The organism is Photorhabdus akhurstii (genome assembly GCF_018448925.1).
GTDB classification, from domain to species: domain Bacteria; phylum Pseudomonadota; class Gammaproteobacteria; order Enterobacterales; family Enterobacteriaceae; genus Photorhabdus; species Photorhabdus akhurstii.
The window spans coordinates 75351-90171 of record NZ_RCWE01000019.1; the positions used below are offsets into that span (position 1 = coordinate 75351).

Genomic DNA, 14821 nt, shown 5'->3' on the forward strand with positions numbered 1-14821 from the left:
TTAATTTTCCTTTGGAAAGAGACTAACCAGTCGAACCTGCTCCCCATCGCTTACTTGAAGCGCATCCATCTCAGCGGTTGTTAAAAACAGTTCATTACTGTCACACGCCACATTTAATAAAAGCGCTCGGAATTCACTAAACTGCTGATTGGCAACGATGCAAGAAACACCATCATCTCTGGTCACTGATGCTGCTTTACTAACAGGAACGAGGCGGCTCTCTTTTACCGCACGTATCCGGTCAATCTCAGCCTGTAATAAAGCGCCGCCATCAAAAATATCGATATGGCCTTGATAGGCAAGACCTTCTTTTTCAAGAATGGCCCGCGCAGGTACAGTTTTTTCATGGACCTGCCCAATCACCTTCTGAGCCTCAGCCGATAATAAGGAGATATAAATAGGGTGAAGGGGCATGAGCTCCGCAATAAAGGTTTTCGATCCAATACCGGTTAAGTAATCTGCCTGAGAAAAAGGAATACCAAAAAAATGTTGTCCCAATGAATTCCAGAAAGGGGAATTTCCTTGCTCATCTGCAACTCCCCGCATTTCAGCGAATATAATTTTAGAAAAAATATCCCTAAATGCGGCGATAAAAAGAAAACGAGCTTTGGAGAGAAATGTTCCATTTTTCCCCTTCTGATATTCTGGATCGAGAAACAAGGTACATAATTCACTGTTACCGGTCTGATCTTGCTCCAAAGTTAACGCTTCAATAGATTTATAAATCCCCAATTCACGTGATGAGCGAACGGTTTTTTGTACCCGAAAGTTATAAAACGGCTCTTCCAGCCCAACCGCCACTTCGATGGCACTGACACCCGCCACCCGATTCACACTGGTATCTTCCAGCACAAAAAGGAATCCCTGTTGAGCCCTGGACAGTTTTCCATCAAAAGTATCAACACTACGCGCAATACGTGCGCGTAGCTGCTCCAGGTTATTGGGAAAAGATGTCAAACCTATACCAGCGCGTTGAGATAAAGACTGAACCCCATTTAAGTCACTATGCCGGACAGCTCGGAAAAGCATCATAACGTCACCTTCAACTTACTATTAACCTTACTATTAACCGACAAACCGCATGATGGCGCTTTCAAGACGAGCCAGACCTTCATCGATATCAGCAAAGTCGATATTTAATGCCGGCGCAAAGCGCAATACATCTGGACCCGCGATTAAGGCCATTAACCCCTCCTCTGCGGCCAAATTAGTTAATTGCTTCGCCTTACCCTGCCAAGCCTTATCCAATTCAGCGCCTAAAAGCAGCCCCTTACCGCGCAAACAACTGAATATTCGGCAACGCTGATTCAGTTTCGACAATTTATCCATGAAGTAATCATGACGTTGCAAAACGCCGGTGAGCAGTTCCGGCTGATTAACAATGGAAAGCACCTTATTGGCAACTGCTGCCGCCAAAGGATTACCACCAAACGTAGTACCATGCGTTCCTGGTTGAAAAACCGCTGCAATATGTTGTTTTGTTAACATGGCGCCGATAGGAAAGCCGCCGCCGAGACCTTTAGCACTGGTAAGAATATCAGGCTCAATACCATATTCCTGATAAGCATAAAGATACCCTGTACGACCTACCCCAGTTTGAACTTCATCAAAAATAAGCAACGCTTGAAAACGATCACACAAAGTACGTAATTCCTGCAAGAACGCAGGATCTGCGGGAATAACACCGGCCTCACCGATAATAGGTTCGACAATAACCGCACAGGTATTTTCAGAAATGTGTTCTTTAATTGCCGATAAATCATTATAAGGAAGATGGGTAATTCCTTGCGGAAGAGGAGCATAATCTTGTGAATATTTTGGCTGCCCTCCTACTGTAACGGTAAATAATGTTCTCCCATGAAAAGAGTCTTTAAACGAAATAATTTCACTTTTATTTTTTCCATATTTATCAGAGGCATATTTTCTGGCTAACTTTAATGCTGCCTCGTTAGCTTCCGCTCCTGAATTACAGAAAAATGCTTTATCAGCAAAAGTACCTTCCACGAGTTTTTTTGCTAATTTTAGGACAGGTTCATTGGTGTAACCATTACCTATATGCCATATTTTCTCAATCTGAGAAATTAACTCATCCTTTAATTCAGGATGTGCATGCCCTAATGAATTAACGGCAATTCCACCTGCAAAATCGATATATTCCTTACCATCCTGATCCCATACTTTCGAACCTTTGGCCCGAACAGGTATGAACCTGGCAGGAGAGAAACAAGGAACCATATAGTGATCAAACCAACTTCTCTGAATATTTTCTAACATAGATCATTTCCCCTTAAAATAGAGAGTACACGGACGAAAGAAAGTAATATACCCCGCATCATTTTTCATCTCATACTTACACAACTTATTAATGTATGCCGAGGAAAAGGTTTACCAAACTGAAACCTAAAAATCCTTAAAAATAATAGAATTACAGGATCTTTTTAATATTATTCTTATTAATCCCATGACTATTCCCAAAAATAGCTGCACAGCCACTAGACAGATACTGTTGCCCGCCTTTAACAAAGTCAACACAAGTTATACACAAAAAAAACACTTTTTGATCTCGTTCAAAATTCCAAAAAGTATTTTTATGCACAATTTATGCACTTTTGGTGAATAAAAAGCGAATAAAAAGTGAATAAATGAAATCTGCTACATATAGATGAAAAGAATAAATAAATAATTATTCATTAATAACGCTAGAAATTTATTTACTTAAATGCAAAATAAAATTTGACGTAATTTAACTTTTAAAAACCAGAGTAAACCGATAACCCAAAACAACAAAAGAAGTGAACAATCTGACAATAATTTAATGTAGAATTAACTATCCAGTTAAGAAAATTGACTATATCTAAATGCTCTTAAATTTCAGACAACAACAATACTCCTGCCCATTAAGATTATTTTTCACAAATTGACTTTATTGTACCTTACCTCAATGATTTACTTAGATTAGAGAAACAGGTAAAGTCTTTTCAAGTGAAAACTATTCAATAGCGATTATCACTTTCCTCAATCTTGCTTTTACATAGGAAAAACTCGGGAACACCATTTATCCCAAATCGTCACACTAATGCCAAACAATTCATTATATTTTAATATATTAGAATTATAAAACATTTACATCACAACTGATTACCAACTCCCTATTCAGAGTTTAAACTAATTACTTTACTGACTTGATAAAGAATTGATATACGGTACTGCTTTACGATTGAAACAACAGATATAATCTTTATCATCAATTTATCACTCTAAATAAGAAACCTCTTTTAATTTCCTGAAATTTTCATTGAAAAACACATAACTGCATTATTAAAAGTGGAATCATCATGTGAACTTATTATATATAAATGTTAAATCACGTTACATTTTATTTTATTCATACTAATATCAAACCTATATTATTGAAAACCATTAAATATTTTTAAATACAAACTAAAACTTTACATTTAATTATAAAAAATTTTATTTTGGCAAACACCAGTAAAATTAGCCATCTATTCTAAACAATAGATACAATATTAATCCAGAATACGACTTATTCAATATTTACAAAATCATTCAACACATCAAATTATACAAAACATAAGATTAAGTTGAAAAACAATTTATTAGGAATTATTTTAATAAGATTAAGATAATATCGTTAATGTAAATAGAAAAAAGGGCCAATACAAGCTAGAACTAATTTGATCACTTATTAAAAATGCTGAATTGCCTGAATCGATTGAGGATATGCCACAGGCAGTCAAGGATAGTATGAACTTATTTCGCATCATTTACAGGAGTAGAATATATGACTTTAAATTTTAACGGTAAGGTGGCAATCGTTACCGGCGGAGCTATGGGTATTGGTGCGGCAATCTGCCGCAGACTGGCTGCAAACGGCGCAAAAGTTGTCGTGGCCGATCTTGACGGCAACGCAGCTCAAGCTCTTGCCAATGACCTTGATAAGGCTATCGCCATTCAGCTCGACGTCTCCCAAGCATCTGCGGTAGAGCGCTTAGTGGCTCAAACGGTAGAGACCTTTGGGGCACTACACTTGGCAGTCAACAACGCCGGGATAGTCGGCTCGTTTCATCGGACCGTAGATTATCCGTTGGATGATTGGCATCAGGTCATCAATGTCAACATGCACGGTGTGCTGTACTCAATGAAGTACGAGCTCCCCGCGATGCTGGCTTCCGGCGGTGGTGCGATTGTTAACATGGCCTCGGCCGCAAGTAGTGTTGGTCTCGCCAACTCGATTGCATACGTAGCAGCCAAGCATGCGTTGCTAGGTATGACAAAGACCGCCGCGCTGGAATACGCTACACAAGGGATTCGGATCAACGCCGTCGGCCCTGGTTACATCGACACGCCGTTGATGTCCAAGATCGACACCAATGTAGTCCAAGAAGCGATCAAGCTTCAGCCTATTGGCCGCCTCGGAACACCAGATGAAGTCGCTGCACTAGTTTGCTTCCTATTATCTCAGGATGCGTCTTTTATCACCGGTAGTTTCCACCCCATTGATGGTGGATATACCGCGCAGTAACTTTCTTAATATCTTAGGTTTTAACGGAGCATCATCATTCAGCTCTGAGCCATATTAAAACCGGGCAAAGCAGACAGTAGCCTCCTCTAGGCGCAATACGGCTGATATGCTCCACATTGTTGATGCCTGTTATAAAAAGGGTATTCAGGCCGCTGACGAACCTCGCTATTTTAAACGCGATTTATCAGCGGCCTGGAACTAAAGGCGCCTTTAGTTTGTTATTATCTTATTTCAAGTTGTGAGTGAAAAATGATGTAATCTTGTCAAATGGAATGAATTTCGTCCGATCATATAAGTCCACATGCAATGCGTCGGAAACAATGTAAAGTTCCTTAGGCTCAGCCGCCAATTTGTAAGCATCCTCGCTGAAGTAACGAGAATTAGCTTTCTCACCCGCAATGAACAGAATCGGACGGGGCGAGATTGCCTCTATTTGAGAGAACGGAAAGAAATTCATTAATGCCGGGTTGCTGGTCAGAGACATTGCTGTTGTTGAACGAGGATGGTGTCCCCTCGGCGTCCGGTAGTAATCATAGAACTCGCGAGCTACAGCGGGTGACTCGGCGGTAATTTCTTCCGGAGTCCCGATAACATAGCGTTTCTGCCCACCTTCAAATTCGACGTAGCGTTGCTGGGCAATGTCTTCAAGTGCTTTGATCCTATCCTCTTTGGTCATTGTGTCCCCCAATCCCTGACGGCGATCCCGGCCCATATCATACATACTGATAGTCACTATGGCCTTCATCCGAGGATCGACAGCCGCAGCACTGAGTGCAAACCCTCCGCTCCCGCAGATACCAATGACACCAATGCGATTTCTGTCAACAAATGAGCGGGTGCCAATAAAGTCAACAGCAGCACTGAAATCTTCCACAAAAGCTTCTGGGGAGGCAATCGAACGAGGTTCACCGCCGCTCTCGCCGTTATAGGATGCATCCCAAGCCAGAGTGACAAAACCACGCTCTGCCATTGTCTGGGCGTATAAACCCGAACTCTGCTCTTTGACGCCCCCAAAAGGATGACCAACAATAATAGCTGGGTGCTTTTTCGACATATCCAAGTTTCTTGGAATATACATATCGGCAACCAGATTAATTCCCAGACGGTTATAGAACGACACCTTCTGGTGAATTACCTTGTCACTTTGCGCAAATGTTTTATCCCAAGCCAGCGTATCCGCGGCAGATGCTACTGCCGATGTTGATAACATCGTACTCAAAGCTATTGCTGAAACTATCTTTTTCATGTTCATATATTTGCCTTTAATGAAATATAAAAGTCAGTACATTTTTCTCTGCTATTGCCCATGTTTACCCATGAGCAATAACGTCTGGATGGGCTGAACGCTGCGCAACCCAGGTAAAAATGGCAGATAACGACAGTAATACCGCGCCAAAGACGAAGGGGCTTTTCCAACCCATGACATCAAACATTGCTCCGCCGGAACTGGCTCCTAACGTAATAGCTAACTGAATAGTCGCGACCATCAGACCACCACCAACTTCCGCATCATCCGGCAGTGCGCAGCTCAACCAGAGTCCCCAAGCAACCGGCGCCGGCGTGGCGACTAATCCCCAAGTTGCCAGTAACGCCGCAACCGCTATGCCAGAATTTCCGAAAATGGTAAGGACTACCGCAACCACTGCCATCGCGAGAGGGATAGCAATCAGGTAGGCAAACAACCGTTTTTTTAACAACAATCCGATGAAATATGTTCCAACCAGACCGCTAGCACCCAACAGAAGGAACGTGAGGGATAATTCAGTCACACTGATGCCAGTAATCGTTTCCAGAAACGGCCGCAGATAGGTAAAAACCGCGAACTGCCCCATGAATAACCACATAATGCCAGCCATACCCAAGGCAACCTGCGTTTTTTTTAGCAACCTGAATGGATTGACTGCTTCGCTTTTTTTACTGGCTTCCATCGCAGGAATCCCCCGCCATTGCCAGGCAAACGCCAGTATGGCAAGTGGGATCACCATAAAAAAAGCGCCTCGCCAGCCAATATACTGTCCCAAAAAGCTACCTAGCGGGGCTGCAATGGTCGCTGCCAGCGCATTGCCACCGTTTATCAGAGCTAGCCCTTTCGCAACAGAATCAGGTGGAAGCAGTCTCATCACGGTCGCCGTCGCCATTGACCAAAAACCACCAATGGCGATGCCCAATAAAGCCCGTCCGACCATGAACTCCACGTTACTAACGGCCAGTGTCACAATCACCCCGGATATTGTCAGAAGCAGCGTGAAACTCAGCAGCACTTTTTTCCGATCGAACTTACCTGTCAGGGGAGTATTCAGCAGGCTGGTCAGCACGGCAAAAAAGCCTGAAACTGAAATAGCCTGACCCACCTGCCCCTGGCTCATCTGCAAGTCCTGTGCGATTGGACTCAGCAAGCTGACGGGCATAAATTCTGACGCAATCAATACAACAACACAGAGAGCCATCGAAAAGACCGCTCCCCATGCAGGAGGCTGTGTTGAATGCGTGTATGGTCTTACATCAATATCAACAGTTTTCATTTTTCTCCGGCATTCATTTGATAGCAGAACGGAATGACGTGCTTTATGCATCCCAAACAACTATGACGATAATCAAACTCATGTAGATCTTAATTGCATAGTGTTTCTTTGATTAGACGCTATAATTAGCATGCTCTTGTGAGAAAAATTCAACAATTGAGGTTTCAGGATGGATGATCTGCAAGCATTTTTGTTAGTGGCAGAGGAGCAAAGTTTTACAAAGGCAGCGGCAAGAATAGGCGTCACGCCATCAGCACTCAGCCACACCATTAAAGCTCTGGAGGAAAGACTCGGGGTACGTTTATTAACCCGCACAACACGTAATGTCGCACCGACAGAAGCAGGGGAAAGATTATTACATTCTATTAGTCCTCTTTTTGAGCAGATTAACGCTGAAATTGAAAGATTGGGTGAACTTCGGGATAAACCTGCGGGTACAATTCGGATCACTTGCTCAGACGATGCGGCACAGATGATCCTGAGGCCCATGCTTGCCAAGTTTCTTGCCAGATACCCTGACATCAACGTGGAGGTCAATATCGATTACGGCTTCACGAATATTGTCAATGAGCGTTTTGATGCAGGAATCCGGCTTGGCGAAGCTATCAGCAAGGACATGATAGCAGTACGTCTTGGTCCAGATTGGCGCCTCTCCGTAGTTGGGACACCCGCCTATTTTGAGCGGCATCCAATTCCGCAATCTCCTCATGATCTGACAAACCATTGTTGTATTAATGCCCGTTATTCAGTTGTTGGCGGTGTTTACGTGTGGGAATTTGAGAAAGATGGCAGAAAGCTGAATATTCGGGTCAATGGGCAATTTACCTCAAATAGTACTATTCATCTTCTGAATAGCGCACTGGATGGTATAGGGCTGGCTTATATTCCTGAATATTTAGCTAAACCCTACATTGCCGACGGGAAACTAAAAGAAGTCTTAGCAGACTGGTGCCCATATTTTCAGGGATTTCATCTTTATTATCCCAACCGGCGACAAGCCTCACCGGCTTTTATGGCTTTTGTGGAAGCCGTCAGGTATCACGTCTAGAGTAAATAAGCATAACTGTCTCCGGGGCGGAGATAGAAAAAATATCAACGGTTCTCTGGTAATAAAAGTAAGGCTCCATCCACCGCGATATCGGTATCGGCATGCAGACGGCGGATACACAACCAGACACCGTGTCGGTCCCAGCGCAACACCTTGAGACGGGAGCGGGCCTTGTTGCAGAAAACAAAAGCGGCTTCGTCCTGCCAGCGCAAATTCAGTCCCTCGAGGTGTTGAGTCAGGGCATCAATGCCCCGGCGCATATCGACGGGCTCTCGCACCAGAAAGAGCTGTTGCGGTTTCAGCATTGGGCCAGTACCCGCGTCACGTCAAGCAACAGCGTCAATGGACAGGCGATGGCATACCCGTCTGGGGTATGCAGGGTGACGGTGGGCGCGTCGTCAGGCTGGAGTGAAACCGGCAAGATGGCGGGCAGTGTCTGGCTGAGAGGTTGGGGGATGTTGTTACTGTCGGCAATCCAGTCGCGGAAAGAGGAAAAACTCAGCTGATGCTGTTCACAATACTGTTTTCGAGTCAGGTCACTGTGGCGCCATTGGGTCACATGGTGTTGTTTTTGCTCCGGGGTATATCGGCTACGGCTCATGGTGTCAGTCTCCAAATGAAGATAAGGAAGCGGTAGCGTGCAGGGGCCAGAGGGGAAGAACAAGGTGAGATGACCGGACGTTTACTGAACATTTACAGGACATTCAGTTAACCCACATTGAAACGCTGGCCTTGGCCCAATTGGTTAAGCGGCTGAACTGGGCGGAGATACGCGCCTGTGCCGTGAATGACGAGGAAGCGTATCAGATTAAAGATGCGATCGCTAAGCTCCAGTCTGCTCTGTCTTACCGTGGGTATGCGCCACGGTAGATCAATAATAACATCGGAAGATCTGGTGATTGTGAACTGCCTCTCTAAATCTAGTCATTAAATGTTGAATCTAGTTTTTGAGGGCAGTTCATCTATAATTTTATTAACTATTCTTCAAAAGAATAGGATTGAAAATAACTAATGTCTTTTTATCTTTTTTTATACCGCACGGCATAACTCCTTTTTTAAATATAGAAAATATTTCTTCTAATTTAGAGTCTTGATTAAAAGAAAATAAATATCGATAAATGCTTATCATATTTAACATGTAATTACATTCGTCATTTACTTCATTTAGAAAGTTATCGTATTCTATGTTATCAACTAACCCTTGTTTCTTTCTTATAAGATGTAGTTTTCTTTTTCTAATATTTTCTTTAACTTGATCCTTGGTAGATATTTTTATTCTGTCAAGGATATCCTTTTCTGCTTTTTTATAATCCTCATGAAGATAAAACTCGGATACCAGATCAGAAAAAAATCACTCCAAACCATATAGTTACATGGTATGCCTTGATCGAAAAGAAGCTTTAATGCTATATCTTTATTATCAATAATTTCATATTCATTAAATTCTTCAATAGAACCGGATAAAAAATCCGAACTTTTAAAGAATTCAACTGGTTCCATATAAAAATTTATTATCTCACTCATATTGAATTATCCTAAAATTTTACTCCAGAGATCAAAAACTCTTTGTCTGCCTATTTGATTTACGTCTTTCCCAAAAATATTAGTGTTATACATATCTTTGGATCTAATAATATTACCATTCTCCATGCCTTTTTTAGCTATATTTTGAATGTTAGCTACTTGTTTCGATATGGCATCAGTTGATTGATTTAGATTTATTTTATCCAGAGTATTTCTATATTGCATCAGTATATCCGTGATGATTACATTGATGCCTTGCCATTGCACTAACCAGTCGGCGTTGGCGCGGCATGGGTATTCACCACGGTAAGAAAGAAGCCAGCCGGAAGCGATTCCGGCTTTTTGCTGTTTCAGAGAGAAAACAGAGTAAAATATCTAAAATATAGCTTATATGTATATTTAATGTGAATTTTATATTTTATTGTATTATTTATTTGTTTATCTTCTTATTTGTTTTATATTTTTGTGATTTTAAGTTATATATTTAATATATAATATCAACCTTGTAAAATATTTATTTTAAGCATAAAAATAACAAAGCCGAAAGATCACGGGGATCTTTCCTGCTTTGTTAATTATTAACTACCACTTATATGGATACGCATGATTTGATAAGATTTGCTGCTTAATTTCCTCGGAAAGATAATTATTCTCCTGCTTCTCTGAACACTCAATTATTTTTTTTATAAAATTTCTATTTATTTCAGGAAGTTATTCAAAAACTTTATCCCAGACATCCTTATAACCATACATATTCAGCATTTTCTCTAAGGCTGAATTTATCAAAGGACTACTTGAATATATCAATGTTCCAGGATCTTCACATTCGAACTTTATATAAAGGATCAGCTTGATTATTGCATTCACCTCTTCCCTTGCTAATTGAATAGATTCGCACATCATTATTTCCTCCCACATTTTTTAATTCTAACTTGCTCATTAGTAAGTTTATGCCTTGCTTCATAATCAAGATGTTCTAGCATATCATATGGATTCTTACCTGAATATAGAACGTTTTTTAATTTCAACTTTCCTTCATGAATATATTCCAAGTCAGTAGAAAAACGAATATTACCACGCTCACCAGGATCTATTTTAAAGATAATTGCATAGTCACCCCGACCTATATATTTAGGGTTGTTTATCAATAAATCTCTCACTACATCTTTTGGCGACATTCATAAGGAGGCCGGAAGATCTCGAAAGATCTTTCCGGCTCTACCAATTTCTAATCGTATTAGTAAACTATTAGATTTCCATTAGGCCATTCTCCATCCCAGCCACAAGGGAGGTGACCACTTTCATATACTTCAATCAGCTTTTCAAAAAATAGAGGTTTTTTCAATTTATCCTTATATGTGTCTTCTATTAAGTAATGGACGATATCCCAACTAACGCATTGAGATAAAATTAAAGTATCAAATCCATCTATATCAGGAATCTTTTCAATTACTTCTTTCTCAAGGAAAATCTTGGCATCTTTAGCTATATTGTTCCAATTTTGGAATACAATTGAATGATTTATTGCTAAAAATCCAGATATATCATTGGCTGCTTCTAGTGTTACATCTTCCCATTCTGGAGCAGAAATATATTGATTTGCATCACTTGAACTTTTTACTATCTTAATGCTGGGTATCTTTAATTGATTCCCTACATTAGAAAACCAATCTATAGACAAAAGCCTGTTCATTGAATGACTAGATATTTTCATGGTTTCACCTGATTTATTCTTCCTGGTATTCTAGGCACGTTCATACCACCAAGAGCACCATGCTGAATCCTATTTCGTATACTATACCTGATAGCTTGATTTACTTGACTAGCAGATAATCCTGCCGATTCTAAAGAATGTTTGACAGCTTGAGTATATTGAATGTTACTTGGTCGTTGCCCTGCAAACTCGCCACCTCTTCTATACTTATTCCAGAATTGCTCTAGAGATTTATGAGCCTCATAATGAGGAGTACCGGGTTGCGCAAAAGCATTACCTTTTAACTTAATTGCAGCACCACTATTGGTTGGAATTACCTCCCTATAAGCGGCATCTTGGTTTAAGTGATGAGATTGCCCTGGTCGAGGATCTTTTTTCAAGCTGCCATGAGGACCTAAGGCAGGATCACCAGATGGAAACTCACATTTCTTTGACGATAGCCCCAGCGGATCAATCCATCCTGTGGGATTTTTGACGTATGCATAGGTATTCTCACCGCCCCAGAGGCCAGTTGGATCGGAACTGAGGTAGCACGCTGCTTCCGGCAAATAATAGCGGAACCGATTATAGAATAAACCACTTTCCTCATCAAAAAGTTGCCCGGCAAATCTCAGGCCCGGGTCCAATGGCGGGTTCTCGCCGTGTCCGCTCAGACGCAGGCCGTATAGCGACTGCTTCGGCCGCCGCCACACCCGCTTGCCCTCCGGGTCGAACAGCGCCAGCGGCTCGCCGGTCGGGGCGCTGACCGCATATTGAGTCTGCACCTCCCCGGCCATCAGCTCCACCCGGTTATCCAGATTAAGCGTAAACTGTTGCGTCTGCTGCGCTATCAGCTCCCAGCCGTCAAACACCAGATGGCGGATCATTTTTAGCCGGCCGTGCTGGTATTCGCGGATTTCCGCCGGCACGTCGCCGTCCCACAGATAAATTGATCCAACTGGCTGAGTTGTTCACGACAACTATTGATTACTTATTGCTTGGCTCGCCTAACGAACAGATACCGATTAGCAACACGCGATTAATGGAGCGATTTAAAGCACTGGCCCAATGCCAGCCGGAAGAACAGGAGACAGTGATTAAACTGATTGATGCGGTGATTGTTAAGCACCGGGTTGAGTCGGCAATACGCCCTGTTGATCAGGAGAAGAATAACTAAGTCTAAAGTGATTTTTTAGCGCGGCGTTGAAGTGCAGCAACACAACAACGCCGCTCACCACAAGCAACTAAGAAGGAGTTGAATGATGGCTAAGGCGCATTCTAAAGCAGAAGCGGCGATAAATAAAGCCGTGAAAACAGAACGTTATTACACGGTGGGTTATGTGCCGAACGGGAATAAGGTCAACAACGCCACCCCGGCGATACACCTTAAGGGGCAGTGGCTGAGACAGGCGGGATTTAATACCGGCGGCCAGATTACGGTGAAGGTGATGGACGGTTGTCTGGTGCTGATCCCTGACAGTGAAGCCACGCAACAACAGCATCAGCAGTACCAGCGACAACAGGCCCAACTGCGGGAAATTAAGCAGCAGATGCGGGCGCTGATAACCGGTTTTGCGGGTTAAGGGGAGAGCATGAGATGACGATAGCGATTGAACATTTGCAGGACATTCAGTTAACCCACATTGAAGCGCTGGCCTTAGCCCAACTGGTGAAGCGGCTGAATTGGGCGGAGATACGCGCCTGTGCCGTGAATGACGAGGAAGCGTATCAGATTAAGGATGCGATCGGTAAGCTTCAGTCGGCACTGGCTTATCGTGGGTATGCGCCACGGTAGATCATCAGAAGGCCGGAAGATCACAGGGATCTTCCGGCCTGAATATCATTTATACTTACTAAATTGTTCTATCCAACCATCATCAGTAAATAGCTCACCGGATAGACCATCGCTAATATTGATAATATTTCTTTCACTACCATTATTTTCAGATAGTAGTAATTTCATAGAATCTTCATTTTGCTCTAGCATATCAAGTAAGTTAAAAATAACATTATCTATAGATTCAACAACTAACTTCCTAAGGATTTCTCGTTGTTCTAAGGTAAAATTTTCTATTAAATTATGTAATTCAAGTAAGTATTTTGCTTTTACTGTTCCTGACGATATGTTCTCAAAGCGTTCAATTGATCGATCTCGCACTGTAGTCATTAATATATGACCAAATATTTTAAGTAATTCGGTATCTGACATAATTTTATCCTATTTGTACCATGGAATATTAGAAGGAGTTCTGACTCCTTGATTTCGTAGATTCCATAGAGATTCAGCGACTAAGTTTCTTGCTTGCTGAGTTGATGCGCCTCCTGTTTCTAAAGCGTCAACCGCAATCTTAGTATGTTCTTGGAGTGTATTTGGGCGTCCACTGTTTTTTAATTCTTTAAAGGCAGATCTTTGATAGTTAGTCATTAGTTGATGATCTAATTTATTCTTAGTCATATAGTCCTGACTTATTGAAAACCCTTTCTTAGGATCATAACTGACATTATCTTTAAATCCGGCTTTAGCGTGAATATGATGACCACCAACATCTTTATATTCACCTGTTCCACATTTTTTAGACATTAGCCCCAGCGGGTCAATCCAACCCGTCGGATTATGCACGTAACTGTAAGGATTTACTCCTCCTGCTAACCCCAAAGGATCTTAGGGACTATCCCGATGCCATCATACCGTTGAGCGGACTTTCCCCCTTGATTTAGCAGCCTTTTTCTTCACCGCTTTTTCCCACCCTGTTAAAGAACATATCAACTCGCCCCGACGGGCACTTTGCCGATTTTAGCTCACTTTTTCCCCGATGTCATAATCGGGTTTTGGCCCGCTTTTTCTGCCGGAACCAGGTTTTATCGATAACCCGGGGCGGCGGGGCAGCTTGCCTGCGCCGCTGACGCGGGTTGGCCGGGTGCGGGCTGGCGAAGCCCGCAGGTGACGCTGTTCAGCGGGGAGCCCCCGCCCGCGGGGGCGGACGGGGCGGAGATGGCGAGTACGGGAACGAGCGAGGCGCCTGCGACTGCGAGCCGGACGCAGCCAGCGCAGCAGGGTTGGGCGGGGGCAATAAACCGCGGCCAGCTTGCTGGCCTGCCTTCAGGGCGGTTGACCCTGACGGACTGACCGGCAACGGGTTAAGGCAGATTTTCGCCCCGGAGCCGCCAGGGAGGGCGGCGACTGCGGCGGTGGGATTTTGTATTGAGGCTGACAGCAGCGGGCGCAGCCCGGTGCGCCACGGGGGCTAAGAGGCCCCACCCGGCGGCCAGCCGCTCACCGGGGTTGAGGTGGCCGCGCAGCGCCCTTGGGTGGGCGGCGCCGACATAATGTTTGTTAAGCGCGGCGGGCCGTTCAGGCCCATTGCGCTTAATGCCACATTATGTTGAATGGCGGCTGACCGGCAACGACGGTCACAGAGAACGCCGGGGTTCAGCGCCGGGCGGCCGGCATTTACTGCCGGGCACGCCGGAGGCAGGGAGGCAGTCTGTGC

The 14821-nt window shown here is 43.2% G+C and carries 18 protein-coding genes and 2 pseudogenes; 6 read left to right on the plus strand and 14 right to left on the minus strand.

Annotated features, from left to right (window positions below; translation table 11 throughout):
* Positions 1 to 1029, minus strand: a complete 1029-nt coding sequence (astA, locus tag EAE93_RS17535) for an arginine N-succinyltransferase (RefSeq protein WP_229001395.1) — start codon at positions 1027 to 1029, stop codon at positions 1 to 3.
* Positions 1030 to 1065: 36 nt separating this feature from the next.
* On the minus strand, positions 1066 to 2274 hold the full coding sequence (gene astC / locus EAE93_RS17540) for an aspartate aminotransferase family protein (protein ID WP_036775871.1): 1209 nt from the start codon (positions 2272 to 2274) through the stop codon (positions 1066 to 1068).
* 1528 nt (positions 2275 to 3802) lie between these two features.
* Here astC and EAE93_RS17545 point away from each other — a divergent pair.
* Entirely contained in the window at positions 3803 to 4543 is a 741-nt protein-coding gene (locus EAE93_RS17545; RefSeq protein WP_214040220.1) for an SDR family NAD(P)-dependent oxidoreductase, read from the plus strand.
* A 226-nt stretch (positions 4544 to 4769) separates the two neighbouring features.
* Here EAE93_RS17545 and EAE93_RS17550 read toward each other — a convergent pair whose 3' ends face one another.
* Positions 4770 to 5753: an alpha/beta hydrolase gene (locus EAE93_RS17550; RefSeq protein WP_235319454.1), complete on the minus strand. Its 984-nt coding sequence runs from the start codon at positions 5751 to 5753 to the stop codon at positions 4770 to 4772.
* A 100-nt stretch (positions 5754 to 5853) separates the two neighbouring features.
* On the minus strand, positions 5854 to 7065 hold the full coding sequence (locus EAE93_RS17555) for an MFS transporter (RefSeq protein ID WP_214040221.1): 1212 nt from the start codon (positions 7063 to 7065) through the stop codon (positions 5854 to 5856).
* Between the two features lie 169 nt (positions 7066 to 7234).
* Between EAE93_RS17555 and EAE93_RS17560 the strand changes: the two genes are divergently transcribed.
* Positions 7235 to 8113, plus strand: a complete 879-nt coding sequence (locus EAE93_RS17560) for a LysR family transcriptional regulator (protein WP_214040222.1) — start codon at positions 7235 to 7237, stop codon at positions 8111 to 8113.
* 101 nt (positions 8114 to 8214) lie between these two features.
* Here EAE93_RS17560 and tnpB read toward each other — a convergent pair.
* A pseudogene (gene tnpB, locus EAE93_RS17565) lies at positions 8215 to 8418 on the minus strand (IS66 family insertion sequence element accessory protein TnpB); the annotation flags it as partial.
* Positions 8412 to 8714, minus strand: a complete 303-nt coding sequence (gene tnpA / locus EAE93_RS25640) for an IS66 family insertion sequence element accessory protein TnpA (protein WP_415186299.1) — start codon at positions 8712 to 8714, stop codon at positions 8412 to 8414. The pseudogene tnpB and the gene tnpA, both read right to left, overlap by 7 nt.
* Positions 8715 to 8815: 101 nt before the next feature.
* On the opposite strand from tnpA, the gene EAE93_RS25750 reads away from it, so the two are divergent.
* A complete protein-coding gene (locus EAE93_RS25750; RefSeq protein ID WP_420875400.1) occupies positions 8816 to 8983 on the plus strand; it encodes a DUF7706 family protein in 168 nt (55 codons plus the stop codon).
* A 402-nt stretch (positions 8984 to 9385) separates the two neighbouring features.
* Here EAE93_RS25750 and EAE93_RS24725 read toward each other — a convergent pair whose 3' ends face one another.
* The 6 genes from EAE93_RS24725 to EAE93_RS24730 all read right to left on the minus strand — a co-directional run bounded on the left by EAE93_RS24725 (position 9386) and on the right by EAE93_RS24730 (position 12259).
* The gene (locus tag EAE93_RS24725) at positions 9386 to 9637 is read right to left on the minus strand and encodes a hypothetical protein (protein ID WP_250151085.1); all 252 of its coding nucleotides are present in this window, start codon (positions 9635 to 9637) and stop codon (positions 9386 to 9388) included.
* A 6-nt stretch (positions 9638 to 9643) separates the two neighbouring features.
* A complete protein-coding gene (locus EAE93_RS17580; protein ID WP_181148493.1) occupies positions 9644 to 9862 on the minus strand; it encodes a hypothetical protein in 219 nt (72 codons plus the stop codon).
* A gap of 486 nt (positions 9863 to 10348) precedes the next feature.
* Entirely contained in the window at positions 10349 to 10540 is a 192-nt protein-coding gene (locus EAE93_RS17585) for a hypothetical protein (protein ID WP_214040224.1), read from the minus strand.
* The gene (locus EAE93_RS17590; protein ID WP_214040225.1) at positions 10540 to 10815 is read right to left on the minus strand and encodes a hypothetical protein; all 276 of its coding nucleotides are present in this window, start codon (positions 10813 to 10815) and stop codon (positions 10540 to 10542) included. The genes EAE93_RS17585 and EAE93_RS17590 overlap by 1 nt, the downstream gene beginning before the upstream one ends.
* A gap of 59 nt (positions 10816 to 10874) precedes the next feature.
* Complete coding sequence (locus tag EAE93_RS17595) at positions 10875 to 11351, minus strand: hypothetical protein (protein ID WP_214040226.1); 477 nt, start codon at positions 11349 to 11351, stop codon at positions 10875 to 10877.
* Positions 11348 to 12259 carry an RHS repeat domain-containing protein gene (locus tag EAE93_RS24730; protein ID WP_246593316.1) on the minus strand — a complete coding sequence of 304 codons (912 nt, stop codon included), beginning with the start codon at positions 12257 to 12259 and terminating at the stop codon, positions 11348 to 11350. Before EAE93_RS24730 ends, EAE93_RS17595 begins: the two co-directional genes overlap by 4 nt.
* An 8-nt stretch (positions 12260 to 12267) precedes the next feature.
* On the opposite strand from EAE93_RS24730, the pseudogene EAE93_RS17605 reads away from it, so the two are divergent.
* The 3 genes and pseudogenes from EAE93_RS17605 to EAE93_RS17615 form a co-directional block, all read left to right on the plus strand.
* Positions 12268 to 12507, plus strand: a pseudogene (locus tag EAE93_RS17605) (helix-turn-helix domain-containing protein); the annotation flags it as partial.
* An 85-nt stretch (positions 12508 to 12592) separates the two neighbouring features.
* A complete protein-coding gene (locus tag EAE93_RS17610; protein ID WP_040151679.1) occupies positions 12593 to 12913 on the plus strand; it encodes a SymE family type I addiction module toxin in 321 nt (106 codons plus the stop codon).
* Positions 12914 to 12927: 14 nt separating this feature from the next.
* Positions 12928 to 13125 carry a DUF7706 family protein gene (locus EAE93_RS17615; RefSeq protein ID WP_040151678.1) on the plus strand — a complete coding sequence of 66 codons (198 nt, stop codon included), beginning with the start codon at positions 12928 to 12930 and terminating at the stop codon, positions 13123 to 13125.
* Between the two features lie 45 nt (positions 13126 to 13170).
* Here EAE93_RS17615 and EAE93_RS17620 read toward each other — a convergent pair whose 3' ends face one another.
* Both EAE93_RS17620 and EAE93_RS17625 read right to left on the minus strand, forming a co-directional pair.
* Complete coding sequence (locus EAE93_RS17620; RefSeq protein WP_040151676.1) at positions 13171 to 13539, minus strand: hypothetical protein; 369 nt, start codon at positions 13537 to 13539, stop codon at positions 13171 to 13173.
* Positions 13540 to 13548: 9 nt separating this feature from the next.
* Complete coding sequence (locus tag EAE93_RS17625; protein WP_044467127.1) at positions 13549 to 13911, minus strand: hypothetical protein; 363 nt, start codon at positions 13909 to 13911, stop codon at positions 13549 to 13551.
* Between the last annotated feature and the right edge of the window lie 910 nt (positions 13912 to 14821).

Excerpts from the sequence above, each read along its gene's own strand:
- astA (WP_229001395.1), bottom strand. The coding sequence starts at position 1,029 with ATGCTTTTCCGAGCTGTCCGGCATAGTGACTTAAATGGGGTTCAGTCT.
- astC (WP_036775871.1), bottom strand. The coding sequence starts at position 2,274 with ATGTTAGAAAATATTCAGAGAAGTTGGTTTGATCACTATATGGTTCCT.
- EAE93_RS17545 (WP_214040220.1), top strand. The coding sequence starts at position 3,803 with ATGACTTTAAATTTTAACGGTAAGGTGGCAATCGTTACCGGCGGAGCT.
- EAE93_RS17550 (WP_235319454.1), bottom strand. The coding sequence starts at position 5,753 with ATGTTATCAACATCGGCAGTAGCATCTGCCGCGGATACGCTGGCTTGG.
- EAE93_RS17555 (WP_214040221.1), bottom strand. The coding sequence starts at position 7,065 with ATGAAAACTGTTGATATTGATGTAAGACCATACACGCATTCAACACAG.
- EAE93_RS17560 (WP_214040222.1), top strand. The coding sequence starts at position 7,235 with ATGGATGATCTGCAAGCATTTTTGTTAGTGGCAGAGGAGCAAAGTTTT.
- tnpA (WP_415186299.1), bottom strand. The coding sequence starts at position 8,714 with ATGAGCCGTAGCCGATATACCCCGGAGCAAAAACAACACCATGTGACC.
- EAE93_RS24725 (WP_250151085.1), bottom strand. The coding sequence starts at position 9,637 with ATGAGTGAGATAATAAATTTTTATATGGAACCAGTTGAATTCTTTAAA.
- EAE93_RS17580 (WP_181148493.1), bottom strand. The coding sequence starts at position 9,862 with ATGCAATATAGAAATACTCTGGATAAAATAAATCTAAATCAATCAACT.
- EAE93_RS17585 (WP_214040224.1), bottom strand. The coding sequence starts at position 10,540 with ATGATGTGCGAATCTATTCAATTAGCAAGGGAAGAGGTGAATGCAATA.
- EAE93_RS17590 (WP_214040225.1), bottom strand. The coding sequence starts at position 10,815 with ATGTCGCCAAAAGATGTAGTGAGAGATTTATTGATAAACAACCCTAAA.
- EAE93_RS17595 (WP_214040226.1), bottom strand. The coding sequence starts at position 11,351 with ATGAAAATATCTAGTCATTCAATGAACAGGCTTTTGTCTATAGATTGG.
- EAE93_RS17610 (WP_040151679.1), top strand. The coding sequence starts at position 12,593 with ATGGCTAAGGCGCATTCTAAAGCAGAAGCGGCGATAAATAAAGCCGTG.
- EAE93_RS17615 (WP_040151678.1), top strand. The coding sequence starts at position 12,928 with ATGACGATAGCGATTGAACATTTGCAGGACATTCAGTTAACCCACATT.
- EAE93_RS17620 (WP_040151676.1), bottom strand. The coding sequence starts at position 13,539 with ATGTCAGATACCGAATTACTTAAAATATTTGGTCATATATTAATGACT.
- EAE93_RS17625 (WP_044467127.1), bottom strand. The coding sequence starts at position 13,911 with ATGTCTAAAAAATGTGGAACAGGTGAATATAAAGATGTTGGTGGTCAT.